Raw genomic sequence first — 23,334 nt, 5'->3', positions numbered from 1 at the left:
AGTTAGCGCGCCGAACGGCGCGCTAAAGATGCGAATAGTGAAAAACCCGCAGCAGCCATAGGGCGTCAGCCCGCTTCAAGGCGGGCGGGAGACCTTACAGCAAGCGAGAGCCATCAGGATATGCGGTGCCGTAATAATCATGGATCTGCCGGCCCCAGGTCTGGTCCGCCATGTCTGGCCAATCGTCCTTGTCGAACCCGGGTGCGTTCTTCAGGCGTTCCTTGTCGACATCAAGAATGAACCGATGGTTCACAGGATCCAATTTCAAGGCTGCCCAGGGCACAGCGAAGAGCTTCTCACCCATCCCGAGAAACCCGCCAAATGAAAGGACGGCATAGGAAACCTTGCCGGAGGCGACATCCAGCATGATTTCCTTGATGTCGCCCAGATCCTCTTCTTGGGCGTTATAGACATCGTTGCCGATCAGCGTTGAAGCACCCATGGTTTCGGGGCCCGGGCCGGTTGAATCGTAGCGGTTGTACATACCATACGTATCACGTTCGATATAGCTCATGTGCAGCTCCTTGCTTGATTGTTTCGTGGCCGGTTCGTAAAGCGCGGGGCACTTGGTCACCGGTACCCACGAATGCTCCAGCAGTTTTCGTGCCAACGACGCTCAAGACCGAGCGCTCTGTTCATGAGGTCGATTCCCCAGGGGCGGCTCGTGCACGACTTCCGTCAAGAGCCGGCGAATGCTGCGCGATACCAGTTCGACCGCACGCCCCGGGGATTTCGCCTTGCCAAAGGCTATGGAAATGGTGGACCTGACGCTCGGACCGACGATACGCGAGGCCTGGAGCTTCCCCGCGGCCAGCTCTTCTTCGATGGCGTGAACGGAAAGAACCACATTGAGTCCGTGATTCATCGCCAATGACTTCAATAGCGCCAGGGATTCCGACTCCAGCACGGGCGCAAGCACGATGCCCGCGGTCCGCGCAAGGGTATCCAGCTCGCGCCGCAGGCCATTGGGATAGCTGGGCAGCACCAGAGGCACGGAAGCCAGCGCACGAAAATCCACCGTTTCATTGGCGGTGGCACGGTCTCCGGGCGGCCCGACAAGGTGGGCGTCGACGCTGGCGAGCGCTTCTTCCCCCCTCGGCAAAGGAAGCTTGTAGCGATAGAGCAGGCCGATGTCGGCACGCCCATCGGCGAGCCATTCGACGACTTTGCCGCTGGCCCCTTCCATGACCTTGATATGGACGTCGGGATGCGTATCACGCAGCACGGTAAATACCCGCCCCACGAGCGTGGCCGCGATGGACGGCATCATGACCAGCGTCACGCTGCCTCTTACCACATCGGCCTGCTCGCGTATCGTCTCTTCAAGCAGCGACGCTTCCGCCAAGAGCGCCTGGACCTGCGGATAAATCCGCAAACCGGCTTCGGACAGGCTCACGCCACGGCCGGTCCGATTGAACAGGCGCGTTCCGCATTGTTGTTCAAGGGCGCTGATCTGACGGCTCAATGCGGCGACGTCGCTGTCCAGATGCACCGCCGCGCGAGTCAGGCTGCCCTCTTCGGCGACCACGGCAAACATCCGCAGCCGCAATAAGCTGGCTGTGGCGTCGAGCCGGATGCTGCTTGCTTTGGTCACGGTAAGGATGGCGGGCAGGTGAGATCCATGGCACAGAATATCAAATTATTGCCCTGGCATGGCAATCCGTCCCTGCTTTGATTTGATCTCACGCGCAAGTCAGCTATGACGCACCCGGCAACACGCCATGCGCCCTCGCCCTCTATAGTGGCTGATCGTCCCTTCGCCCAGAGGCACAAGCCGTTGAGTACGTCCATCGTTTGCCTATCCTTTGATTTCGACGCGATTTCCTTGTGGATCGCGCGCGGAGCCACCTCGCCCACACCGATTTCACGGGGTGAGTTCGGCGTCGTGGGAACCCGCCGCATTCTCCGGCTGCTCGAACGCTACGACGTGAAAGCGACATGGTTCATCCCCGGCCATACGCTGGAAACGTATCCCGATCTATGCCGGGAAATCCGCGACGCCGGCCATGAGATCGGCCACCATGGCTGGTCGCATGTCTCGCCCGTGAACATGAGCCTTGAGGAAGAGCGGGCTTCCTTGATCCGCGCCAATGAAACCATCCGCAACCTCACCGGCGCCTATGCCGCGGGCTATCGCTCGCCGGCATGGGACCTGAGCGCGAATTCGGTCGACCTGCTGATCGAACAAGGCTTCAAGTACGACAGCAGCATGATGGCCGACGACTACACGCCTTATTTCGTGCGCCATCGCGACGTCATCGAGGCGGATCAGCCCGCCAGATTCGGGCCCGCGACCTCGCTCGTGGAAATGCCCGTGAGCTGGAGCCTGGACGATTTCCCGCATTTCGAGTTCACCCGCACGCCCGCCGGCATTCTTCCCGGACTCATGAACGCCAACGGCGTGCTGGAAAACTGGATGGAAGACTTTCTTTACATGAAGGAAAACCTGGACTGGGGCGCCGTCACTTATACCTTCCATCCGCAAGTCATAGGTCGTGGACACCGCATGCGCATGCTGGAGCGTTTGATCATCCGACTGCTGGAAGAAGGCGCCCAATTCGAGCGCATGGCGGATGTGGTGGCAGAGCACACCCGGCGCCTCGATCAACTCAACTCCCAAACAGCCTGACAACCTTCTCATGCAACATCATTTCGATCACGACGGCGTACGCTTCAACTACTACGTGGATGACTTCACCGATCCTTGGGACCCGGCCCCCACCATCTTCATGCTTCATGGGGCCATGGCCAACGCCGACCGTTTCCGGCCATGGGTTCCGGGCTTGTCCCGACAGTACAAAGTCGTCCGCATGGACATGCGCGGCCATGGGAAAAGCAGCGTCCCGGCTGCGGATGCGGAACTGTCCATGGAAATCCTCGTGAACGACACGCTCGCTCTCATGGACCATCTGGGCTGCGACGCCGTCCACTTCGTCGGCAACTCGGCGGGAGGCTATGTGGGGCAGCACCTAGCCATGAACCATCCGGAACGGATCGCCACCCTTGCCCTGTTCGGCTCCGCGCCGGGGCTGAAGAACAGCCAGGCCAGCTCATGGCTGCCCATGGTCGCTGAAAAAGGCCTGCGCAACTTTCTTGCCGACACCATCGACGACCGGTTCCCGCCGCATATGATCGGCACGCCGCAGGTCGAGATGTTCCTGGACGCCCTGAGCGACAACGACGTACCGTTCATCGGCAAGTTCGTCGGCTACATGGCGACCCAGGAATGGTCGGACCAGCTCCATCGCATCACCTGCCCGACGCTGGTGGTGGTGCCGGGCGCCGGGCGCATCGGCGACGCGTCGGTGTACAAGCCGATGAAAGAGCGCATGAGCCGTTCCGAGGTCCTGATGTACGACGGCGAGCGCCACAGCATCTGCGAGTACCTGCCCGAGCGGTGTGTCACGGATCTGCTCAGTTTCCTGGCTCGCCATGCCGGTGCGACGCAATGAATTGCGACGAATACCTGCGCCATGACGGCCTCGGCCTGGCCGGATTGCTGTCGTCCGGGGAAGTGACGACACGCGAGCTCATGGAATGCGCGATCCGCCTTGCGCAGGATAGCGGCCAGGGCCTGAATGCGATTTGCCATCCGGAGTACGAGCTGGCCCGCGACTGGGCGGGCGCCTGGAAACCCACGGGCAGGTTTGTCGGCATACCCTTTCTGCTCAAGGATTCCGGCCTGGCTTCGAAGCGGTTGGCGTCCAGCCTGGGGTCCCGGCTGTTCCGCGATACCCGCTATGCCCACAATGCCACGCTGGTCGACCGCTTCGAGGCCGCGGGGCTATTGCCGTTTGCCCGAACCACGGTGCCGGAGCTGTGCATGGCGCCCACGACCGAGGCGGCGCTCTATGGCGGCCCGACCCGCAACCCTTGGGACCCCAGCCGCTCCAGCGGCGGCTCCAGCGGCGGCGCCGCCGTGGCGGTGTCGCTGGGCATCGTCCCGATCGCGCACGGCAGCGACGGCGGCGGATCGATACGCATCCCCGCGGCCTGCTGCGGCGTATACGGCCTCAAGCCGTCCCGCGGGCTCGTTCCCATGGGCCCGTTGCGAGGCGAAGGCTGGGGAGGGCTGGCTTGCGACGGGGTGCTTACCCGGACCGTGCGCGACACGGCGGCGGTCCTGGACCAAGTCGCCGGCATGGAATTGGGGGCGCCCTACGCCGCGCCCCCTGCGGCCGGCCCCTACCTGGACGCCGTGAGGCAAGCCCCAGGAAAATCATTCAAGATCGGGGTATGGCGCGAAGCCTGGAACGACATCGCTGTGAGCAGCGAGGCCGCGGCCGCCCTGGAGGCCGCCGTGAAGCTCTGCCGGTCGCTGGGCCATACGGTGGTCGATTCGAGCCCGCCCCCGCTGGATTACGATGGCTTCATCCAGGCCCTGATTCATGTCATGGCCGCCAACATCAAGGTGTCGGTCGACGCGAAGCTGGCGGCGACAGGACGAGCCCTGCGGCACGACGACCTGGAGCCGGCCATGCTGGACGGCTATGCAATGGGCGCGGCCCTCGATGCAAGCGACTACATTCTGGCGATCCAGCGTTTCCACCATATCGGCCGCGTGTTTGCCGGCGCGCTGTCCGGCTTCGACCTGGTGCTGACGCCGGCGCTGACGAGCACCGCCGTCAAGCTGGGCACGATTTCAATGCGCCAGCCGTCGTTTGCGGAGTTCCGCCGGAAAGCCGCGCTCTACACGCCTTTCCTGGCGCCGGTCAATGCCGCCGGCCTGCCGGCCGCGAGCGTGCCGGTGCACCAGGATGCCGGCGGCCTTCCCGTGGCGTGCCAGATACTCGGCCCCTTCGGGCGCGAAGACCTCATCCTGCAGCTCTCCGCCCAGCTTGAAGCCGCCAACCCCTGGGTTGGCCGCCGCCCGCCGGCCAACCCCGATCAACCCCAAGAGCAGCCACGCTCGTAATCACCTTCTGGAAGCGACATGAAAATCCTCAAAACGATATCCGCCGCCTTGTCCATGTGCCTGTTCGCATGCACCGCCGTCGCGGCCGACTTTCCCACAAGGCCCGTAAAAATAGTCATTCCCTATAGCGCCGGCGGGACGAGCGACATACTGGGCCGGCTCGTGCAAGGCCCTTTATCGGAAAACCTGGGGCAGAGCGTCATCATCGAGAACAAGCCGGGCGGCGCCTCGGTCATCGGCACCTCTCAGGTGGCGCGCGCCACGCCGGACGGACACACCATATTGTTCGCGGACCTGGCCTTGCTGGTCAATCCCGGCCTGATGGCCGATCTGCCTTATGACACCACCAAGGACTTCAGGGCGATCACCGGCTTTGCAAAGGCGCCGCTGGTGCTGCTGGTCAATGGCGACCTTCCCTTCAACTCACTGCCCGAACTCATCGACTACGCCAAAAAGAATCCCGGAAAGCTGAATTTCGGTTCCGGAGGGTATGGCTCGTCGACGCACATCGCAGGCGAACTGTTCAAGAAGGTCACGGGGCTGGACATCATGCACGTTCCTTTCCAGGGCGTGGCGCCGGCGATGACCGCCATACTGAGCGGCCAAGTGGAAATCTACTTCGGCGGCACGACCACCGCCTTGCAGCACCTGCGGGAAAAGAGGCTGAAGGCGCTGGCGATTACCGGAAATCAACGCAATACGCTGATCCCCGACGTCCCGACCTTCAAGGAGCAAAGCGTGGACGGCATGAACGCCGACACCTATTGGGGCGTGTACGCGCCCGCCGGGACACCGGATGCGGCCATTGCCCGGCTGAACCAGGCATTCGACGCCGCCATGAAGGACCCGAAAGTCAAGGAGCGCGTCGATCAGTTCGGGATCGAACTGATCCACAACTCGCCTGCAGAGCAGGACAAAGCCTTCCGCCAGATGGTCGATTACTGGTCCCGCTTCATCAAGGAGACAGGCATCAAGGTTCAGTGAGGCGGGTCGGCATCGCGGCGATCGGCGGGGCGGGATGCACCTGGCGTCCCGGCGCGCCCGCCGCTCGTCTATCTTCTTTTAAAGCATCCACTCCTATAGGCAGCCAATACCGGCTTCCAGTAGATCTTTCCTACGCTTCATATAGCCGGCGTGAACGCTGCGACATCGGTTGCATGCAGCGAATCGGTCAGCTTTTCACACATCGAGTATCGGCACGAATCCGCCGAATATCATGCGTTTACCGTCGAAGGGCATTTCCTCGCCCATGGCCTTCATGCGCGGATCGGACATCATTTTCTCGTTCGCGGCGTCACGCACTTCCTTGGACGGATATTCCAGCCAACTGAAGACCACGACTTCATCCTCCTTGGCCTTTACGGCTCCGCGAAAATCGGTGAGTTTCCCGTCTGGCACATCATCACCCCAGCATTCCACAAAACGGATGGCGCCGAATTCCTTGAACAGGTGTGATGCCGCTTCGGCGTGTCTCCTATATTTCTCTTTGTTCGCCGCAGGCACTGCGAGGACAAAGCCTTCTACATATTTCATCGTCGTTCTCCTTGGTGGGGTCAGATGAAAATATAGGTCCGAACGCCATGCGCTTGTTTTTCCATGTGTTTCATGGACCTCGCACAGCTATCCGCCCAATAGCTGCGCAACGTGTGACTGCTCCATCCTGGAGATTTCTGCACAATAGTCGAACCCGGCGAATTTCCGCTCTGCCCGCGCCGCCGGCACAGGGACCCAATTCACGATCAGGCTGTCCAGCACCTTGGTGGACTTGCGGGTGTGATTCGCGTCGTCGCGCTCCGCGTAGACCGCTAGCGCCGGCGCGACTTTTTCGCCTTCCGTTTCCCAGACGCATATCATCAAGTATCGGGGCAAGGCGCTCAGATCCATGACGGGCCTGCGCAGCACGAACTCATGCTTGGTCTCCGCCAAGGACAGCGAGGGAAGATACTTTGCATGGGTCAGCAGCACGACCTCGTCCGAAGCGTCCATCCAGCCAAATACAGCACTTCCGCCCGCTGTGTCGACCTGTTCGGCAAATTGGACATATGCACGGAAGTCGGCCTGGTACGAACCTTTTTTCTTGTCGGAGGGGCTGTACATGCCAAAGAACGAGCCGCGGCCGGTATGCTCGCGTTGATGCAATGAACTTTCCATCGACGCCGGGGGCACCGCTGCGGGCCTGTCCGCCGATGTTCCGCCTTGGCCTGCCGGCTTGTCAGGCCGCGGCGACGCGACCCCAAGAGCCGCGCCTTGCCGGCTCGTGTCGGATGCCGATTGCGAAGGCTTGCACTCTTGATCGGGCGGCGCCTCCGCCTGGCTTGCCAACCGTAGTTCGCACGCACGCTCCTTGACCATGGCGCGCAGGCATTCGGCCGCTTCTATCTGGCTCAAACTGCCGGATGCCGAACCATAGAATGCGCAGTTCGCGTCGCGATACTTGATCCAGGCGCGTTGCGCGGCCTTCAACGGCGCCTGCTGGCCGGCCTCGATGCGATTCATCAGTTCCTTGTAGGAACCATTCAGCCGCTTATCCCAGTGCTTCGCTTCTTTGTTGAGGCAATCGACGATGCCAATGGTCGTGTCCTGACTGCATTTCTCGTAGTCGGGGCCATACATCTCGGCAAAGCAGACGACGGGAAGAATCATCATTAAGAGAACTATCGCACGCACGGTCGCCTCCCGACAGGTATCGCTGAACTCAAGGCTAGCCTCTTTCCGGCATGAACGTCATCGGTCAAACAGCTAACGCGCCCACCAGTACGCTAATGGGAGGGCGGCACCCGCCCACGCATGCGCTTGACCTCGCCTCGGGCGGCCTTGCTTTCCAGGCGCTTGCGGCGGGAGGCCAGCGTCGGCCGGGTGGGTTTGCGCCGTTTCGGCGGCACGGCCACGCTGTCTACGAGCGCTTGCAGCCGAGCCATGGCCTCGGCCTTGTTCTGTTCCTGGCTGCGGCTGTTCTGGGCCTTGATCACCACGACGCCTTCGGCCGTGATGCGCTGATCGCCAAGCGCCATGAGGCGCTGCTTGATCGCCTCGGGCAGAGACGAATCGGGAATCGAGAAGCGCAGATGGATGGCGCTGGATACCTTGTTGACGTTCTGCCCGCCGGCGCCCTGCGCGCGAACGGCGGTGAAGGTCATTTCGTCTTCCGGGACGCTTACCCTGGATGTGTCCGCCATGCCATGGGTCCTCCGGCATAATCCCTGCAAACTGCCAATACATGAATTGTCACACAATTTTCCGCCGCCCGGCGCGCCTTGCGCCGCCGCGCGCGCGGGCGCATGCCGCCCGCCTCGTGGCATGGGCGGGCGCCGCCCACGGCGCGGCGGTCCGGATGGAGCAGCCGGAGGGAGCATGGACTTTTTGCCGCGAGCGCCTTTATACTCGGCTCATACAGGGGCGCCGCGAGCCGCCCCCAGTGACTGCCTCAATGCAGCTTCAATCATCTGGAGGGCCCCCATGGTCAACATGAGCCGGCGGCAATTCTTCAAGGTGACGGGTACGACATTGGCAAGCTCCAGCCTGGCATTGCTGGGCGCGGCGCCTGCTCCGGCCTTGGCCGAAGTCCGCCAATACAAGCTGGCGCGCATGAAGGAAACGCGCAATACCTGTCCTTACTGTTCCGTGGCATGCGGCATACTGATGTACAGCCTCGGAGACGGCGCGAAAAATGCGCATGCGCGCATCGTGCACATCGAGGGGGACCCCGACCACCCCGTGAACCGGGGCACGCTCTGTCCCAAGGGGGCCGGCCTGACGGATTTCATCAACAGCCCCCATCGACTCAAGTACCCCGAATACCGGGCGCCCGGCTCCGACAAGTGGGAGCGCATTTCCTGGGACGACGCGCTCGACCGCATCACGCGGCTGTTGAAAGACGACCGCGATGCCAATTTCATCGAACGCAGCGACGACGGTAAAACGGTCAACCGCTGGCTGACCACCGGCATGCTGGCGGCGTCGGCCAGTTCCAACGAAGTCGCCTACATCACGCACAAGGTATTCCGCAGCTTCGGCGCGCTGGCGTTCGACAACCAGGCTCGTGTCTGACACGGCCCGACGGTGGCAGGTCTTGCCCCGACGTTTGGCCGAGGAGCGATGACGAACCATTGGGTCGACATCAAGAACGCGGACATCATCCTGATCATGGGCGGCAACGCCGCCGAGGCGCACCCTTGCGGCTTCAAATGGGTCACCGAAGCCAAGGCGCACAACAAGGCAAAGCTGGTCGTGGTCGACCCGCGCTTCACGCGCTCGGCCTCGGTCGCGGATTTTTATGCGCCCATACGCACCGGCACCGACATCGTCTTCCTGGGCGGGGTCATACGTTATCTGCTGGAAAACGACAAGATCCAGCATGAATACGTGCGCAACTACACCGATCTTCCCTTCATCGTGCGGGAAGACTTCAACTTCGAAGACGGCCTGTACTCCGGCTACAACGAAAAAACCCGCAAGTACGACCAGTCCAGCTGGGACTACGAGCTGGGCGAAGACGGCTACGTCAAGGTCGATCCCACGCTGCAGCATCCGCGTTCGGTGTATCAATTGCTCAAGAAGCACTACGAGCGCTATACGCCTGAAATGGTCGCGCGGGTTTGCGGCACGCCGCAAGACAAGTTCCTGAAGGTCTGCGAAATGCTGGCCTCGACGGCGAGCAAGGACCGCGCGGGCACGATACTGTACGCGCTGGGCTGGACGCAGCATTCGATCGGTTCGCAGATCATCCGCACGGGCGCCATGGTGCAGCTGCTGCTGGGCAACATCGGCATCCCCGGCGGCGGCATGAATGCGCTGCGCGGCCATTCGAACATCCAGGGCCTGACCGACCTGGGCTTGATGTCCAACCTGCTGCCCGGCTACCTGAACCTGCCGGCGGACGGCGAACAGGTGTACGAGGACTACATCAAGCGCCGCACGCAGATGCCCTTGCGTCCGAACCAGCTGAGCTACTGGCGCAACTACAGCAAGTTCCACGTCAGCCTGATGAAGGCCTGGTGGGGCGACGCCGCGGTGCCCGAGAACAACTGGGCCTACGACTACCTGCCCAAGATGGACCGGCCCTACGACATGCTGCAGGTCTACGAGCTCATGCACCAGGGCAAGATGACGGGCTATATCTGCCAGGGCTTCAACCCGCTGGCGGCGGCGCCGTACAAGGCCAAGCTGCTGGAGGCCTTCGCCAGGCTGAAGTTCCTGGTCATCATGGACCCGCTCGTGACCGAAACGTCGGAATTCTGGCGCAACGTGGGCGAGCACAACGACGTCGACAGCGCCAAGATCCAGACCGAGGTCTTCCGCCTGCCCACCACCTGTTTCGCCGAAGAAGAAGGCGCGCTCGTCAATTCGGGGCGCTGGCTGCAGTGGCACTGGAAAGGGGCCGAGCCGCCGGGCGAGGGCAAGAGCGACATCGAAATCATGGCGCTGATCTACCAGCGCATGCTGGCGCTGTACAAGAAAGAAGGCGGCAAGTTCCCCGATCCCATCGTCAACCTGACCTGGCCCTACGCCACGCCCGACAACCCCACCGCCCAGGAGCTCGCCAAGGAGATCAACGGGCGCGCCCTGGTCGACCTGGTCGAAGAAACGGACCCGTCCAGGCCGGCGCGGGTGCTGCGCAAGGCGGGCGAACAGCTGTCCGGCTTCGGCGAACTGCGCGACGACGGCACGACCCTCAGCGGATGCTGGCTCTATACCGGCAGCTGGACCTCGCTTGGCAACCAGATGGCCCGCCGCGACAACAGCGACCCGACCGGCATCGGCCAGACGCTGAACTGGGCCTGGGCCTGGCCGGCCAACCGGCGCATCATGTACAACCGCGCTTCCTGCGATACCGCCGGCCAGCCGTTCGATCCGCGCCGCGCGCTGATACGCTGGAACGGCAAGTCCTGGGTGGGGTCCGACGTGCCCGACTACAAGCTGGACGAGAACCCGGCGGGCGGCATGGGGCCCTTCATCATGAACCCCGAGGGCGTCGCCAGGTTCTTCGCCCGCAAGGGCATGGCCGAGGGCCCCTTCCCGGTCCACTACGAACCCTTCGAGACGCCGGTGGGCTACAACCCGCTGTTCCCAGACAACAAGCTGGTGGTCAGCAACCCCGCCGCCCGCGTCTTCGAGCAAGACCTGGCGTCCATGGGCAAGGCGGCCGAGTTCCCGCACGTCGGTACCACCTATCGCCTGACCGAGCATTTCCATTACTGGACCAAGCACGTCGAGCTCAATGCCATTCTGCAGCCGGAACAGTTCGTCGAGATCGGCGAAGCGCTGGCCAACGAGCTGGGCATCGCCCATGGCGAACGCGTGAAGGTGTCGTCCAACCGCGGCTATATCAAGGCGGTGGCCGTCGTCACCAAACGCATCAAGGCGCTGACGGTGGAAGGCAAGACCGTGCACCAGGTGGGCATCCCCATCCATTGGGGCTTCGTGGGGCTGGCCAAACCGGGCTTCCTGGCCAACACCTTGACGCCGCCGGTGGGCGACGGCAACTCGTACACGCCCGAGTCCAAGTCCTTCCTGGTCAAGGTCGAGAAAGCATAGGAGCGAACCATGGCACTGCAATCACTGGACATCAAACGGCGCTCCGCAACCACCACGCCGCCGCCCGGCGTGCGCCAGACGGTCGTCGGCGGCGGCGTCGCCAAGCTGATCGACACCACCAAGTGCATAGGCTGCAAGGCCTGCCAGGTGGCCTGCATGGAATGGAACGACCTGCGCGACAAGATCGGCACCAACGTCGGGGTGTACGACAACCCGGCCGACCTGACCGATCAGTCCTGGACGGTCATGCGCTTCGCCGAATACGAAAACACGGCCGGCGACCTGGAATGGCTGATCCGCAAGGACGGCTGCATGCACTGCGAAGACCCGGGCTGCCTGAAGGCCTGTCCGGCGCCGGGCGCCATCGTCCAGTACGCCAACGGCATCGTCGACTTCCATGAAGAAAACTGCATAGGCTGCGGCTATTGCATCACGGGCTGCCCCTTCGACATCCCCCGCCTTTCCGACAAGGACAACAAGGCCTACAAGTGCACCCTGTGCTCCGACCGGGTCGCGGTCGGCCAGGAGCCCGCCTGCGTCAAGACCTGCCCCACCGGCGCCATCGTCTTCGGCACCAAGGAAGACATGAAGAAGCATGCCGACGACCGCATCGCGGACCTGAAGTCCCGGGGCTTCGACAACGCCGGCCTGTACGACCCGCCCGGCGTGGGCGGCACCCACGTCATGTACGTGCTGCATCACGCCGACCGGCCGGGCCTGTACAGCGACCTGCCCAAGGACCCCGAAATCAGCCCCATGGTCGGCCTGTGGAAAGGCATCGCCAAGCCGCTGGCGGTGGCCGCCATGGCCGCGGCCGCGCTGACCGGCTTCCTGCACTACATCCGCACCGGCCCCAATGAAACGGACGAGGAAGACGAACGCAAGGCCAAGGAGATGAGCGATGAATGACGCCAAGAAACCCCGGCTGATCCTGCGCTACACCGCCGGCCAGCGCATCAACCACTGGATCATCGCCATTACCTTCGTCCTGCTGGCGCTGTCGGGCCTGGCCCTGTTCCACCCGGCCTTCTATTGGATGAGCAACCTGCTGGGCGGCGGCGTATGGACCCGCATCCTGCATCCCTTCATCGGGGTGCTGATGTTCCTGTGCTTCGTGGTGTTCGCCGCGCGCATGTTCCGCCACAACCTGATGTCCCGCCGCGACTGGCGCTGGCTGGCGGGGTTTCGCGACGTGCTGAACAAGCGCGAGGAAAACGTCCCCGAGGCGGGGCGCTACAACGGCGGGCAGAAACTGCTGTTCTTCGCCATGATCCTGCTGCTGCTGGGGCTGCTGCTGACCGGCTTGGTGATGTGGCGCTCGTACTTTGCCTTCCTGTTCCCCATCTGGGCGATACGCCTGGCCTCGCTGCTGCACGCGCTGTTTGCATTCCTGATGATTTGCGCGATCATAGTGCATATTTATGCGGGCATCTGGGTCAAGGGCTCGGTGCGAGCCATGACGCGCGGCACGGTGACGCCGGGCTGGGCCTGGAAGCACCACCGGGCCTGGCTGCGTCAATTGCGCGGCGGCGCCGGGTCCCATAAATAAGCGTCCTTCGGCTCCGTACCTGCATGGCTGCCCCGGCCGGTCGCGCGGGGCAGCCGTGTTTTTCAGGAGAAACCGCTATGCAGCGAGTGCTTGCGCGTGGCGAGATCGAAAGCCTCGACCACACTTCCATACCGCGCCTGCGCCTGCCCGTTCGGGCCGCCGTCTTTTCCGATCGGGCGGCGCGCCTGCGCCAGCTCGCGCAAGACAGTCCCCTGGCGGGCTATCTGTCGCTGATGGCCGACCTGGCCGACGGCCAGCACCAGGCGCTCCGGCACTGCAAGATGCCAGGCCCCACGGAAGAGCGCATCGAACTGGCCCAGGCGCACGGCATGCCGCCGCTGCAGGCCACGGGCTGGCGGCGCGACCCGGCCTGGCGCGCCCTGCTTGCCGGCCTGCTGGATCACATGGCCGCGCTGCGCGGCTTGCCGCCCCAGGCGGCCCAGGCCGTGCAGGGTTTGCGGCACACCCTGGACGGCGACCCGGATGCCATCGAGGCGCAGGCCGACGCGATCCTGGCCGAACGCGAGGACGGGGTGGACGCGGCCGCCGCGCCCTTCATCATGGCGGCGCTGCAGGTGTATTGGGCCGGCCTGGCGGCCGACTTCCCCGAAAACGCCCTCCCCGTGGTCACGCCCCACGGCGTATGCCCGCTATGCGGCAGCCTGCCCGTGGCCAGCGTGGTGCGCGTGGGCGGCTCGGCCGACGGCTGCCGCTACCTGTGCTGTTCGCTGTGCGCGGCCGAATGGCACCTGGTGCGCGTCACCTGCTCGCATTGCAAGAACACCAAAGACCTCTCCTACCATTCCATCGAGGACGGGCCGGAAGGGATCAAGGCCGAGTCCTGCGACGCATGCCACACCTACCGGAAGATCTTCTACCAGGAAAAAATCCTTGGGGTCGATGCCGTGGCCGACGACCTGGCCAGCCTGACGCTGGACATGCTGATGGGGGAAGCGGGCTACGCCCGTGCCAGCGGCAACCCGCTGCTCTGGCAGCAGGAACAAGCGGCATCATGAGGGCGCATTCCGCCTTCGATGCCGATGACGCGCCCGGCGCCCGCGCCGGCGCGGCCGACATTCCTTCCCTGGAGCGCGTGCTGGCCTGCGACGCCGGGCGGCTGCTGGCGGCCGAGACGGGCCGCGACCGGCTTGCCGGCGCGCTGCGCCAAGTGCTGGCTGACGCGCGCACCCGGGCACTGGCGAACGAGCTGCCCATGGGCGAGCTGGCGCCGGCCGCCCTGGTGGACCAGGCGCGATCGCGCCTGCAAGCCCAGGACCGTCCCCGGCTGCGCGCCGTCTACAACCTGACGGGCACCGTCCTGCACACCAATCTGGGGCGGGCGCTGCTGCCCGACCAGGCCGTGCAGGCCGTGGCGCAGGCCTTGTCGGCTCCCGCCAATCTGGAGTTCGACCTGGACACGGGCCGCCGCGGCGACCGTGACGACATCGTCGAAGGCCTGTTGCGCGAACTGACCGGCGCCGAAGCGGCGACCGTGGTGAACAACAATGCGGCCGCGGTGCTACTGATGCTGAACGCCCTGGCCAACCGGCGCGAAGTCGTCGTGTCGCGCGGCGAACTGGTCGAGATCGGCGGTGCGTTCCGCATCCCGGACATCATGCAGCGCGCCGGCGCGCGCCTGGTCGAGGTCGGGACCACCAACCGCACGCATCCCGCCGACTACGAAAACGCCATCGGCCCGCGCACGGCCATGCTGATGAAAGTGCACTGCAGCAATTATGCCGTCACCGGCTTCACCCGCAGCGTGTCCGTCGCCCAGGTGGCGGGAATCGCTCACCGGCACGGCCTGCCCGCCGCCATGGACCTGGGCAGCGGCACGCTGGTGGACTTGACCCGCTGGGGCCTGCCGCGCGAAGACACGGTGCGCGAGACCCTGCAAGCCGGGGCCGACATCGTCACCTTCAGCGGCGACAAGCTGCTGGGCGGCCCCCAGGCCGGCCTGATCGTCGGGCGGGCCGACCTGATTCGCAAGATCAAGAAGAATCCATTGAAGCGCGCCCTGCGCGTGGGCAAGCTTACCCTGGCCGCGCTGGAACCCGTGCTGGCGCTGTACCGGTCGCCGGAACTGCTGGCGGAGCGCCTGACCACCTTGCGCCTGCTGACGCGGCCGCAGGCGCGCATGCGCCTGCAGGCGGAGCGCCTGCAAGCCGTGCTCCAACAGGCGGTGGGCGCGGACTATGCCGTAGAGGCCGCCCCCATGTTCAGCCAGATCGGCAGCGGCGCCCTGCCGGTGGACCAGCTGCCCAGCCATGGCCTGGTCATCCGCCCCGTGGGCGCGGGCCGGCCCGGCCGGGCGCTGCAGACACTGGAAAGCCGGCTGCGCCGGTTGCCGCGGCCCGTCATCGGGCGCATCGCCCAGGATGCGCTGTGGCTGGACCTGCGCTGCCTGGAAGAAGGCGACGAGACCGCCTTCGTGCAGCAGCTGCAAGGGCGGGCCGCATGATCATCGGCACGGCCGGCCACATCGACCATGGCAAGACCACGCTGGTAAGGGCGCTTACCGGCGTGGACACCGACAGGCTCAAGGAGGAAAAAGCGCGCGGCATTTCCATCGAGCTGGGCTATGCCTATGCCCCCTTGGCCAACGGCGACGTCCTCGGCTTCATCGACGTGCCGGGCCACGAGCGCCTGGTGCACACCATGGCGGCCGGGGCCGGCGGCGTCGATTTCGGCTTGCTGGTGGTGGCGGCCGACGACGGCGTCATGCCGCAGACGCGCGAGCACCTGGCCATCCTGTCCTTGCTGGGCGTGCAACGGGGCGCGGTGGCGATCTCGAAATCCGACCGGGTGGACGAAACGCGGCGGCGCGACGCGCGGGCCCAGGTCGAAAGCCTGGCGTCGGGCACCTTCCTGGAAGGCATGCCGGTTTTCTTCGTCAGCGCCGCCACGCCCGGCGACCCCGGCGTGGCGGCGCTGCAGGCCCATCTGCATGCGGCGGCGCAAGGCATGGCGGCGCGCGGCACGGAAGGTCCTTTCCGCCTGGCGGTGGATCGCGTCTTCACGCTCAAAGGGCATGGCACCGTCGTCACCGGCACCGTGCACGACGGCGTATTGCGCCTGGACGATGAAACGATCGATTTGCGCCTGATGCCGGCGGGGCGCAAGCTGCGCGTGCGCAGCATCCATGCGCAGAACCGGCCCGCGCGGGAAGCTCGGGCGGGCCAGCGCTGCGCCTTGAATCTGCTTGGCCTGGACCAGGATGGCGTTGCGCGCGGAGACTGGATCGCCGATGCCCGCTGCTTCACGCCCGCGCGCAACATCGACGTGCAGCTGCGCTTGCTGCCCGACGCCGGGCCGGTGCGCGCCTGGAGCCCGCTGCACATACATCTGGGCGCGTCGCATTTCCTGGCGCATGCCGTGCCCCTGTCGAGCGCCACGCTGGCCGCCGGCGCGGCGGGCCGGGTGCAACTGGTGTTCGACCAGCCGATATGCGCGATGCCGGGCGACCGCTACATCGCCCGCGACGCGCAGGCGCGCCATACCGTGGGCGGCGGAATCGTGCTGGACCCCGACGCGCCGCCACGCAAGCGCCGGTCGCCCGAGCGCATGGCCTGGCTCGGCGCCGTCGCCGCGCTATATGCGGGCGACAGCCTGGCGGACCTGCTGCGCGTGGCGCCGTGGGGCCTGGACGAGCACCAGTTGCTGCGCCTGGCGCGACGCGGGCCCGACGGCATCGCGGCCCCGGAAGGCGCGCTGTGGCTTGCCGCAAGCGGCGGCCAGGCGCCGCGCCGCCTGATTCTGCAATCGCGCTGGGACGCCTTGGCCGGCCAGGTTTCGAACACCCTGGCCTCCTTCCATGAACGCTGGCCGGACGAGCCCGGCGTCGACACGGCGCGGCTGCGCCGCATGGCGCTGCCCGCCATGCCCGAAGCCCTGTGGCCGGCGCTGTGCGAACATCTGTTCGATACGGGGCGGCTCGCGCGCAATGGCCCATGGCTGCATGCGCCCGGACACACCGCGGCGCTGGCGCCGCAAGAGGCCGAACTGGCCGAGCGCCTGCTGCCGCTGATCAGCGAAGGCGGCTTCGACCCGCCCTGGGTGCGTGACCTTGCCCGGCACCTGGGCAAGGACGAAGACCACGTCCGGCAATTGCTGTTGAAGCTGCTGCGCCGCGGCGAGCTGTACCAGGTCGTGCGCGACCTGTTCTACCATCGCGATCAGATCGCCCGCCTGGCGGAGCTGGTCAGGGCCGCGGGTGAAAGCGAGGGGGTTTGCGCCGCCGGGTTTCGCGACCTGACCGGGCTGGGCCGCAAACGCAGCATACAGATACTGGAATTCTTCGACCGCAGCGGATACACCAGGCGCTTGCGCGACCGCCACGTGCTGCGCAAAGATGGTGCTGACTTCCGGCAGCGGCTATCATAAGGCGCTGGAGCCTGTTAACGTAACAGGCCCTAAGGGAAGGCATTCGTGTCCGGTGGCATGGCTGGGCTTCAAACCCAGTTGGGGGCGTCAGACGCTCCCAGGTAGGTTCGACTCCTGCTGCCTTCCGCCAAACGCCGACCGCTCGGAAGCATTGCCGGCGACGTCAGTCCGTGCCGGGTTCCGTCATTTGGGCGACCGAGGGCTTGGGCCGTTCATCGACCAGCAGCTTGAAGATGTCGGGACGCGCGTAATGGCCCACGACATCGAAATCGTACTTGCCGCGCACCACGTCGTCCAGGTCCAGTTCGGCGGTCAGTATGCATTCACCGTCGTGGGAAGGCCCGGCCAGCACTTCCCCGGCAGGGTTGACAATGACGCTGCCGCCGCGCATCAGGACGGTATCGGGCGCATTGCCCTGAATGGCATCGTAATCTTCCGGATAGTCCGCGCGAGTCGCATACTGGCAGGCGCTCAGCACGAAACAGCGGCCTTCGATGGCGATATGCTGCATGGAGCTGGTCCAGATTTCGCGGTCGTCGGCCGTGGGTACGCAATACAGCTGGATGCCCTTGCCGTACATGGCCATGCGCAGCAACGGCATGTAGTTTTCCCAGCAGATCACCGACCCCAGCTTGCCGATCGGGGTGTCGAACACCGGCAAGGTGGAGCCGTCTCCGCAGCCCCAGATCAGGCGCTCCATGGCGGTGGGCATGAGCTTGCGGTGCTTGCCCATCAGGGCGCCGTCAGGCGAGAAAAACAGCGTCGTGCAGTACAGGGTTCCGCCGTCCCGCTCCATGACGCCTATCACCACGAAAGCCTGCGCTTCGCGGGCGGCCGCGCCGATCTGCTCGGTGTGCGGGCCCGGCACGTCGATGGCCCCGTTGTAGTAAGCCAGAAACTCTTCACGGCCGCGCGGCAGCCTGCCGCCCACCCGCGCACCGAAATCGGCGCCCTTGGGGTAGCCGGACAGGGTGGCCTCCGGAAATACCATCAGCTTGGCGCCCAGCGCGCCGGCCGCCTGTATTTTTTCAACGACTTTGGCGCAGGTCGCATCGTTATCGAAGGGGACCGAAGCCATCTGTACAACTGCTGCTAGAAATTTCATGATCTTTAAAGCCTTTGAACTGTGGTTGTTTCCACGGCCCCGGGCTGGACCTCGCCGCGCTCGAGCACGATCATGCGGTCCGCCATGGACTGTAGAAGTTGAGGATTGGATTCGGTCACCAGAATCGCCAGATCCGGCCGCGCATCGCGCAGCGCGCGCAGCATGCCCGCGTAGGCCTGCGCCAAAGCGGGGGCAAGGCCCTGGAACGGCTCGTCGAGCAGCACCATGTGCTTGCCCGCCATCAACGCCCTGCCCAAGGCGACCATCTTCTGTTGCCCGCCCGAAAGCAGCCCCCCAAAACGCGGGGACAAGTCCTTGAGTTCAGGGGCCACGAAATAGATCAGCTCCAGGCGCTCCTGGATTTCGGCTGCGCCGAGCCGGCCCGCCCAAGCCGGCAGCAGAATGTTTTCCTGCACCGTGAACTTGCCGATCAAGCGCCGCTCTTCAGGGGCATAGCCTATGCCCAGGCCGACCCGCTCGTGGGCGGGCATCGACGTGATATCGCGGCCGCTGAACTCTATCTTTCCTTCGACCAGGGGAAGCGCCCCCATGATCACCCGCAGCAACGATGTTTTGCCCGCCCCATTGCGCCCGATCAGCGCCAGCGTCTCGCCCGCCGCGATATCCACCGAAACCCGGCGCAACACCTGGCTGCCGGCAATCGCGGCCACGGCCTGGTCTACCCTGAGTAATGCCATCAGATCGCCCCCACCACGCTGCGCAATACGCGCTCATCGCGCAGGACGGCGTCCGGCGCTCCGTCGGCCATCACCTGGCCGGCATTCCAGACGATGACGCGGTCCATATAGCGGGCCACCAGCTCCATGTCGTGCTCGACCAGCAGCGCTGTGATCTTGCGCTCGCGCAAGATCGGAATCAGGATGTCCATGATCTCGAATTTCTCGCTGGAGCTCACTCCGCTGGTGGGCTCGTCCATCAACAGCAAGGTGGGCGACAAGGCCATCGAAACGGCGATATCGACCAGCTTGCGCACCCCTTCCGGCAACGAATGTATGTGGCGCTCCGCTTGCGGCGTCAGGCCGAAGATGGCGAGAATGTCCATCGCTTCGCTACGCAACGCGGGACGATCCAGCGCGCGCAGGTTCCAGAACCCGGTGCGCGCCGCCAAGGCGATCAGAACGTTCTGGATGACCGTATCTTCGGTAAACAGTTGCGGCAGCTGGAAGGTGCGCACCGCCCCGAGGCGGGTGATGTCGCGCGGCGGCATGCGAGTCAGGTCCTTGCCGGCGAAGATCACCTCGCCTTTGCTGGGCCTGACGTAGCCGGTGCACAAATTGAGGAAAGTCGTTTTGCCCGAGCCATTGGGCCCGATGATGGAAGCCAGCTCCCCTTCATAGAGATCCAGGTCGACGCCATTGGCGGCCTTGACGCCCCCGAACTCGACGTGCAGGCCTTTGGATTGCAGCACCGTGACGCGACTCATAGCCGTTCCTCCTTGGCCCGCGCCGGCAGCACGCGCTGGACCACGCCCCACAAGCCCTGCGGGGCAAACAACACCACGAACACCAGCACCGTCCCGAGGATCAATTGCCACGCATTCCCGGCGTAGATGCTGGCGTAGCTGCGGATGAGCTCGAAGGAAACGGCGCCGATCAGCGCGCCGACCACATTGGCCGTGCCGCCCAGCACCGCCACGAAAACGAATTCGGCCGAGAGGCTCCAATAGGCCAGATCCGGCGTCACGTGGCCGGTCGACAACGCCACCAGCCCCCCGCCCAGCCCGGCCAGGCCGGCCGCGCTGACGTGCGCGACGAACATGACCCGATAGGCCGAAATCCCCAGATACTCCAGCCGCACCTCGTTGGTCTTGACGGCGCCCAGCGCCGCGCCCAGCGGGCTGTGCAAATAGCGATGGACCATCCAGAACACCAGCGCCAGCAGCGCAACGGCGCAATAGTACAAACCCCAGCCGAACTCGTAGGCGTCCAGCGAGAAACCCAGCATGGGCGGCGGAACCACGCGGATGCCATCGCTGCCGCCGGTATAGGAATAGGCTCGCAGGAACACGGTGTAGCCCAGCATGGAAAACGCCAGGTTCAGCATGCCGTAGAAAATGCCGCGATAACGCACCAGGATGGTTCCCAGCAGGGCGCCCGCCGCGACACTGCAAACCAGGGCCAGCCCCAGCAGCACCCAGAGGTCCAGCCCCCCTGCGCGCGAACCGAAGGCAACGACATAGGCGCCTATGGCGAAATACAAGGCGTGCCCGAACGACACCTGGCCGGCCCGCAATAGAATGAGCAGCCCGATCGCGCACAGCGCAATGCTCATGGCCACCAGCAGCAGCGGGCGCAAGGACGGGAGCAGCATAGGCGCGATCGATATCAAGACGAGCGCGACGGGCTGGGCCACCAAGGCCCCGAAACGTGAATTCATATCCTGCGCACCTCTGGACTGCCGAACAAGCCGTAAGGTTTCACGACCAGAATCACGGTCATCACCAGATAAGGCATCACCGCCGCGATTTCGCTGTAAAAGTGCACGCTGAACGCCTGTGCCAGGCCTATCAGTAGAGCAGTCACCGCCGCACCTTGAAAATGCCCCAGGCCGGCCGACGCCACGATCGCGAACGACAGCACGATGGTGCCGGCCCCGGTGCCGGGCACCAGCGACGTGGTGGGCGAGGCCAGCGCCCCGCCCAAGGCCGCCAGCGTGGCGCCCAGAATGAAAGTCCAGAAGTAGACGCTGCGGGCGTTCACCCCCATCACGCTCGCCACTTCGAAGTCCTCGATGACGGCGGTGATCAATTTGCCTTTGCGCGTCCGGTTGAAGAACCAGGCGAGCCCCAGCATGGTGGCCAGCGCCGTCAGCGGCAAGACCACCAGCTGGTAAGTGGTGTAATAGATGCCGCCTATCTCCATGGTGCCCAATATGGCCAGCGGCGCATCATTGAAGTATGGCTCGACACCGAATATCAGCTTCTGGGCGTCTTCAAGCATCATGAAGATGCCGAAGGTGATCAATAGCTGAAGCGTGTGCTCTTTGCCGTAGATGCGGCGCAGCAGCACGCGCTCTATCAGGGCGCCCAGCGGCACCCCGACGACCAGGGCCGACAGCACCAAAGCCAGATACAGCCATGGGCCGTCGCCCCATGCCGCCGAGAGCCAGAGCCCCGCCGCCGCGGCCGTGTAGCCGCCCAAGGCATAAAGGCTGCCGTGGGCGATGTTCAGGATGCGCATGATGCCGAACACCAAGCTGAGCCCGACCGCCACCATGAACGAGACGGAAGCCTGCGCCACGCCATCCATGATGGCTAACAAGGCGGTTTGCAGCACTTTGGACTCCTGAGCTAGTTCTTAGCGGGAACGTTGAATTTTTCGAGCGTCCCCGCCGGCAAGGCCTTGAGCCAGTCTTGCGCCTTGGTGCCCGCCGGCGGCGTGATCAGGTCGCCGGGGAACAGCACCAGCTTGTTCAGGACCATGAAGTTGTGGGCGTCGCTTTTGCCGGTCACGCCGACCAATTGCCCTTCCACCGCCTGGTTGTCCTCGCGCAGCGCGAGCTCGCCGGTAAAGTCCTTGAGGCTCAGGTTCTTCCAGCCCGCCAGCAAGTCGCGCTGCAGCGTTTCGCGGCTTCCGTCCCAGTTCTTTTCCAGGGCGACCTGGATCGAGCGTATGGCCTGTGCCATATGGTAGGAAGGAAAGCTCGGGTATGCGCCGGTGCGTTCCTTGATGGCATCGATGAAGGCCTGATGCCCGGGGACGTTCGCCATTTTTGGATCGAGCGCCCAGCTGTCGCCCCGCACTCCGATGATGGCGTTTTCGGGGAAGGATTTCCCGAGCTGTTGCAGGGAGCTCTCGCCGTTGGGGCTGACCAGCGTCGCGTTGCGGAACAGCGAACGCGACGACGACTGGCGAATGAAAGTGTTCATGTCGCCGCCCCACAAGGAGGTAAAGACCACGTCGGGGCGCAAGGCCGAAAGCTTGGAGATCTCTGTCGAGTAGTCCGACGTGCCCAGCTTGGGGAACAGCTCCGCCACGATCTTGACGTCCGGGCGCAATGTTTGCACGGCTTGCTTGAAGGCGGCCCAGTTGTCGCGCCCGAAAGCATAGTCCTGGTTGATGCCGGCAACCGTCTTGACCTCGGGCATGGACTTGAGCATGTAAAGCGCCACCGCAAGGTTGTTCGGCGGAGTCCAGTCAGAAGTCCGGTACACGTAGTCGTATTTGCGCTCTTCGTAGAGCCGTTCCGTGCCGCAGTCCCAGAACATGGTCGGCATCTTCAATTCTTCGGCCGCGGGCGCAACCGCCAGGCAGATGGAGCTGGAAAGCCCGATGATCATGGCATCGACCCGTTTGCTCTCGACCAGCGCGCGGAATTCGACCACGGTGTTGTCGACGCCACGGTTCTCGTCCAGGAAGGTGAGTTCGACCGGACTGCCTTTGATGCCGCCCGCCTTGTTGATCTGTTCAACCAGATATTGCGCTGTTTGTTGCGCCGGAACACCGAATACCGCCCCGGCCCCCGACAAAAAGGTTGAAACGCCAATCCGTATGGGCTCGCCGGCGGCTGCGGATGCGCCCGGCCAGAATGCCGCCAGCGACGCCATCACGAGGCCGGCGGCCGTCTGTTTCCACTTTGAAGTGCTCATAGTTCCCCAATCCCTCATTGAAAAGACATGCGCCTGCAACGGATGAAGCATGAAGACGAGTATTGCCGCGCAAAACCACCCGCATACTATTATTGACGGAATATTCCGTCAATTAATTTTGGTGTGTTACTAGGGTATAACCTAGTATTTACAGGGAATTTATCTAATAGAGATCAAGAAATAGAGCGTTAAATTGTAATTTAGTCGGATTTTCCCGACATATAATGACTACAATGGGT

The 23,334-nt window shown here is 64.2% G+C and carries 21 protein-coding genes and 1 tRNA gene; 11 read left to right on the top strand and 11 right to left on the bottom strand.

Annotated elements, in window-relative coordinates; translation table 11 throughout:
* Positions 1 to 94: 94 nt before the first annotated feature.
* Both H0A72_RS07290 and H0A72_RS07285 read right to left on the bottom strand, forming a co-directional pair.
* Complete coding sequence (locus H0A72_RS07290) at positions 95 to 514, bottom strand: PRC-barrel domain-containing protein (RefSeq protein WP_180154398.1); 420 nt, start codon at positions 512 to 514, stop codon at positions 95 to 97.
* Positions 515 to 616: 102 nt separating this feature from the next.
* The gene (locus H0A72_RS07285) at positions 617 to 1,594 is read right to left on the bottom strand and encodes a LysR substrate-binding domain-containing protein (protein ID WP_180154397.1); all 978 of its coding nucleotides are present in this window, start codon (positions 1,592 to 1,594) and stop codon (positions 617 to 619) included.
* A gap of 183 nt (positions 1,595 to 1,777) precedes the next feature.
* Between H0A72_RS07285 and H0A72_RS07280 the strand changes: the two genes are divergently transcribed.
* From H0A72_RS07280 to H0A72_RS07265, 4 genes are read left to right on the top strand one after another with little or no spacing between them, the layout of a single operon-like run.
* A complete protein-coding gene (locus H0A72_RS07280; protein WP_246436852.1) occupies positions 1,778 to 2,629 on the top strand; it encodes a polysaccharide deacetylase family protein in 852 nt (283 codons plus the stop codon).
* Positions 2,630 to 2,639: 10 nt separating this feature from the next.
* Positions 2,640 to 3,452, top strand: coding sequence for an alpha/beta fold hydrolase (locus tag H0A72_RS07275; RefSeq protein WP_246436853.1), 813 nt, complete (start codon positions 2,640 to 2,642; stop codon positions 3,450 to 3,452).
* Positions 3,449 to 4,915, top strand: coding sequence for an amidase (locus H0A72_RS07270; RefSeq protein WP_180154394.1), 1,467 nt, complete (start codon positions 3,449 to 3,451; stop codon positions 4,913 to 4,915). Before H0A72_RS07275 ends, H0A72_RS07270 begins: the two co-directional genes overlap by 4 nt.
* Positions 4,916 to 4,933: 18 nt before the next feature.
* The gene (locus tag H0A72_RS07265; protein WP_180154393.1) at positions 4,934 to 5,899 is read left to right on the top strand and encodes a Bug family tripartite tricarboxylate transporter substrate binding protein; all 966 of its coding nucleotides are present in this window, start codon (positions 4,934 to 4,936) and stop codon (positions 5,897 to 5,899) included.
* 195 nt (positions 5,900 to 6,094) lie between these two features.
* Here the strand turns inward: H0A72_RS07265 and H0A72_RS07260 are convergent, their stop codons facing one another.
* The 3 genes from H0A72_RS07260 to arfB form a co-directional block, all read right to left on the bottom strand.
* Complete coding sequence (locus H0A72_RS07260; protein WP_180154392.1) at positions 6,095 to 6,448, bottom strand: DUF1428 domain-containing protein; 354 nt, start codon at positions 6,446 to 6,448, stop codon at positions 6,095 to 6,097.
* 87 nt (positions 6,449 to 6,535) lie between these two features.
* Entirely contained in the window at positions 6,536 to 7,561 is a 1,026-nt protein-coding gene (locus H0A72_RS07255; RefSeq protein ID WP_180154391.1) for a lysozyme inhibitor LprI family protein, read from the bottom strand.
* Positions 7,562 to 7,674: 113 nt separating this feature from the next.
* Complete coding sequence (gene arfB / locus H0A72_RS07250) at positions 7,675 to 8,091, bottom strand: alternative ribosome rescue aminoacyl-tRNA hydrolase ArfB (RefSeq protein ID WP_180154390.1); 417 nt, start codon at positions 8,089 to 8,091, stop codon at positions 7,675 to 7,677.
* 280 nt (positions 8,092 to 8,371) lie between these two features.
* Between arfB and fdnG the strand changes: the two genes are divergently transcribed.
* The 7 genes from fdnG to H0A72_RS07215 all read left to right on the top strand — a co-directional run bounded on the left by fdnG (position 8,372) and on the right by H0A72_RS07215 (position 17,511).
* Complete coding sequence (gene fdnG, locus H0A72_RS07245) at positions 8,372 to 11,449, top strand: formate dehydrogenase-N subunit alpha (RefSeq protein ID WP_180154389.1); 3,078 nt, start codon at positions 8,372 to 8,374, stop codon at positions 11,447 to 11,449.
* A gap of 9 nt (positions 11,450 to 11,458) precedes the next feature.
* Positions 11,459 to 12,358 carry a formate dehydrogenase subunit beta gene (fdxH, locus tag H0A72_RS07240; protein ID WP_180154388.1) on the top strand — a complete coding sequence of 300 codons (900 nt, stop codon included), beginning with the start codon at positions 11,459 to 11,461 and terminating at the stop codon, positions 12,356 to 12,358.
* Positions 12,351 to 12,998 (top strand): formate dehydrogenase subunit gamma, encoded by a 648-nt coding sequence (locus tag H0A72_RS07235; RefSeq protein WP_180154387.1) that lies wholly within the window; start codon positions 12,351 to 12,353, stop codon positions 12,996 to 12,998. The genes fdxH and H0A72_RS07235 overlap by 8 nt, the downstream gene beginning before the upstream one ends.
* A gap of 77 nt (positions 12,999 to 13,075) precedes the next feature.
* Entirely contained in the window at positions 13,076 to 14,014 is a 939-nt protein-coding gene (gene fdhE, locus H0A72_RS07230) for a formate dehydrogenase accessory protein FdhE (protein ID WP_180154386.1), read from the top strand.
* Positions 14,011 to 15,459, top strand: a complete 1,449-nt coding sequence (selA, locus tag H0A72_RS07225; protein ID WP_180154385.1) for an L-seryl-tRNA(Sec) selenium transferase — start codon at positions 14,011 to 14,013, stop codon at positions 15,457 to 15,459. The genes fdhE and selA overlap by 4 nt, the downstream gene beginning before the upstream one ends.
* Positions 15,456 to 17,381, top strand: a complete 1,926-nt coding sequence (gene selB / locus H0A72_RS07220) for a selenocysteine-specific translation elongation factor (protein ID WP_180154384.1) — start codon at positions 15,456 to 15,458, stop codon at positions 17,379 to 17,381. Before selA ends, selB begins: the two co-directional genes overlap by 4 nt.
* A gap of 34 nt (positions 17,382 to 17,415) precedes the next feature.
* Positions 17,416 to 17,511, top strand: a tRNA-Sec gene (locus tag H0A72_RS07215).
* A 33-nt stretch (positions 17,512 to 17,544) separates the two neighbouring features.
* Here H0A72_RS07215 and H0A72_RS07210 read toward each other — a convergent pair.
* The 6 genes from H0A72_RS07210 to H0A72_RS07185 are packed head-to-tail and all read right to left on the bottom strand — an operon-like array spanning position 17,545 to position 23,095.
* Positions 17,545 to 18,486 (bottom strand): carbon-nitrogen hydrolase family protein, encoded by a 942-nt coding sequence (locus tag H0A72_RS07210; RefSeq protein WP_180154383.1) that lies wholly within the window; start codon positions 18,484 to 18,486, stop codon positions 17,545 to 17,547.
* Positions 18,487 to 18,491: 5 nt separating this feature from the next.
* Entirely contained in the window at positions 18,492 to 19,184 is a 693-nt protein-coding gene (locus tag H0A72_RS07205) for an ABC transporter ATP-binding protein (protein ID WP_180154382.1), read from the bottom strand.
* Positions 19,184 to 19,930, bottom strand: a complete 747-nt coding sequence (locus tag H0A72_RS07200) for an ABC transporter ATP-binding protein (protein WP_180154381.1) — start codon at positions 19,928 to 19,930, stop codon at positions 19,184 to 19,186. Before H0A72_RS07200 ends, H0A72_RS07205 begins: the two co-directional genes overlap by 1 nt.
* Complete coding sequence (locus H0A72_RS07195) at positions 19,927 to 20,883, bottom strand: branched-chain amino acid ABC transporter permease (protein WP_180154380.1); 957 nt, start codon at positions 20,881 to 20,883, stop codon at positions 19,927 to 19,929. Before H0A72_RS07195 ends, H0A72_RS07200 begins: the two co-directional genes overlap by 4 nt.
* Positions 20,880 to 21,782: a branched-chain amino acid ABC transporter permease gene (locus tag H0A72_RS07190; protein WP_343060136.1), complete on the bottom strand. Its 903-nt coding sequence runs from the start codon at positions 21,780 to 21,782 to the stop codon at positions 20,880 to 20,882. The genes H0A72_RS07195 and H0A72_RS07190 overlap by 4 nt, the downstream gene beginning before the upstream one ends.
* A gap of 14 nt (positions 21,783 to 21,796) precedes the next feature.
* The gene (locus H0A72_RS07185) at positions 21,797 to 23,095 is read right to left on the bottom strand and encodes an ABC transporter substrate-binding protein (protein ID WP_180154379.1); all 1,299 of its coding nucleotides are present in this window, start codon (positions 23,093 to 23,095) and stop codon (positions 21,797 to 21,799) included.
* Positions 23,096 to 23,334 lie beyond the last annotated feature (239 nt).

The sequence above is a fragment of the Parapusillimonas granuli genome (assembly GCF_013416525.1).
Taxonomy (GTDB): domain Bacteria; phylum Pseudomonadota; class Gammaproteobacteria; order Burkholderiales; family Burkholderiaceae_B; genus Parapusillimonas; species Parapusillimonas granuli.
This window is presented reverse-complemented; position numbering and strand designations above follow the sequence as displayed.

What these genes read in the sequence shown, in the direction of transcription:
- H0A72_RS07290 (WP_180154398.1), bottom strand. Translation starts at nt 514, where the DNA reads ATGAGCTATATCGAACGTGATACGTATGGTATGTACAACCGCTACGAT.
- H0A72_RS07275 (WP_246436853.1), top strand. Translation starts at nt 2,640, where the DNA reads ATGCAACATCATTTCGATCACGACGGCGTACGCTTCAACTACTACGTG.
- H0A72_RS07270 (WP_180154394.1), top strand. Translation starts at nt 3,449, where the DNA reads ATGAATTGCGACGAATACCTGCGCCATGACGGCCTCGGCCTGGCCGGA.
- H0A72_RS07265 (WP_180154393.1), top strand. Translation starts at nt 4,934, where the DNA reads ATGAAAATCCTCAAAACGATATCCGCCGCCTTGTCCATGTGCCTGTTC.
- H0A72_RS07260 (WP_180154392.1), bottom strand. Translation starts at nt 6,448, where the DNA reads ATGAAATATGTAGAAGGCTTTGTCCTCGCAGTGCCTGCGGCGAACAAA.
- H0A72_RS07255 (WP_180154391.1), bottom strand. Translation starts at nt 7,561, where the DNA reads ATGATGATTCTTCCCGTCGTCTGCTTTGCCGAGATGTATGGCCCCGAC.
- arfB (WP_180154390.1), bottom strand. Translation starts at nt 8,091, where the DNA reads ATGGCGGACACATCCAGGGTAAGCGTCCCGGAAGACGAAATGACCTTC.
- fdxH (WP_180154388.1), top strand. Translation starts at nt 11,459, where the DNA reads ATGGCACTGCAATCACTGGACATCAAACGGCGCTCCGCAACCACCACG.
- H0A72_RS07235 (WP_180154387.1), top strand. Translation starts at nt 12,351, where the DNA reads ATGAATGACGCCAAGAAACCCCGGCTGATCCTGCGCTACACCGCCGGC.
- fdhE (WP_180154386.1), top strand. Translation starts at nt 13,076, where the DNA reads ATGCAGCGAGTGCTTGCGCGTGGCGAGATCGAAAGCCTCGACCACACT.
- selA (WP_180154385.1), top strand. Translation starts at nt 14,011, where the DNA reads ATGAGGGCGCATTCCGCCTTCGATGCCGATGACGCGCCCGGCGCCCGC.
- selB (WP_180154384.1), top strand. Translation starts at nt 15,456, where the DNA reads ATGATCATCGGCACGGCCGGCCACATCGACCATGGCAAGACCACGCTG.
- H0A72_RS07210 (WP_180154383.1), bottom strand. Translation starts at nt 18,486, where the DNA reads ATGAAATTTCTAGCAGCAGTTGTACAGATGGCTTCGGTCCCCTTCGAT.
- H0A72_RS07205 (WP_180154382.1), bottom strand. Translation starts at nt 19,184, where the DNA reads ATGGCATTACTCAGGGTAGACCAGGCCGTGGCCGCGATTGCCGGCAGC.
- H0A72_RS07200 (WP_180154381.1), bottom strand. Translation starts at nt 19,930, where the DNA reads ATGAGTCGCGTCACGGTGCTGCAATCCAAAGGCCTGCACGTCGAGTTC.
- H0A72_RS07195 (WP_180154380.1), bottom strand. Translation starts at nt 20,883, where the DNA reads ATGAATTCACGTTTCGGGGCCTTGGTGGCCCAGCCCGTCGCGCTCGTC.
- H0A72_RS07185 (WP_180154379.1), bottom strand. Translation starts at nt 23,095, where the DNA reads ATGAGCACTTCAAAGTGGAAACAGACGGCCGCCGGCCTCGTGATGGCG.